Here is a 983-nt window from a genome sequence, read left to right as displayed (position 1 = left end):
GGAAATGTGTCTTCTTGCCAGACATTGTAGTTGATGCAGAATTACCTGTTCAGATGAATGCAGCTAAAAGACAGCAATTCCGTTGGGCAAAAGGTTCTATTCAATGTGCAATTAAATTACTTACTGATATTGCCATTAAGCGTAAAGTCTCAATTGAAGCAAAGATTCAGGCATTTATCCAATTAACTCGTCATATTGTTTACCCATTAATGTTGATACAATTTTTGGCATTGCCAATTTTGTTAGCAGGCCAAGTTAATCTCTATGTGATTAGCTTTCTTCCAGCGTTAACAATTGCAACTTATCTTGCAATGGGACCAGGTGCGTATATTCTCATTATACAGAGTATGTATCACAAGTCATGGAAATCAAAAGTGAAGATACTGCCTACCTTGTTGGTATACAATGCAGGATTATCTGTAAATAATACTGTTGCAGTTTTTGACGCAGTTTTTGGAAAGAAAAATGAATTTCTTAGAACTCCAAAATATGGTATGTTAAAAACAAAAGATGATTGGAAAGATAATGCATACAATTTACCTTTCTCGAAAGTAACTCTTCTTGAGATTTTCTTTGGAGTTTATGGTGTGCTTGGAATTTTTGTTTCTATATTTTCAAACAATCCTATTTTTGTTCCAATAATTGGATTGCAAACTGTTGGCTTTTTCTATATCTCTTACATGAGTTTGTCTCATACTCGCTTTAAACAAAATAAAATCAAAACCAAACATGTAAAGACTAAAAATGAAAGAACTGCAAATACTGTTTACAAACTCTCTATGATTGGAATTATTGCAATCATAATAGTTGGTGGTTCTATGGCTGTTATTGGTTATAATTCTGAGATTTACCCTCTTGATAGAATTAGGGGCCATCTTGATGGTGTTGTGTCTTCTTCTGATCCTACTGTGATCCGTAATCATTTACTGACAATTCAGGCTGAACTTGATATGGTTATGACAAATCTGCCTGAAACTACTGAC

The 983-nt window shown here is 33.8% G+C and carries 1 protein-coding gene; it reads left to right on the top strand.

The features are described 5' to 3' along the window. Positions 1 to 14: 14 nt before the first annotated feature. Positions 15 to 983 (top strand): glycosyltransferase family 2 protein (locus BD31_RS08810; protein WP_486599233.1); only part of this gene is annotated, 969 nt, incomplete at its 3' end.

The organism is Candidatus Nitrosopumilus salarius BD31 (genome assembly GCF_000242875.2).
Lineage (GTDB): Archaea > Thermoproteota > Nitrososphaeria > Nitrososphaerales > Nitrosopumilaceae > Nitrosopumilus > Nitrosopumilus salarius.
Note: the sequence above shows the minus strand (reverse complement) of the source record. Positions and strands in the feature narration are given on the sequence as shown.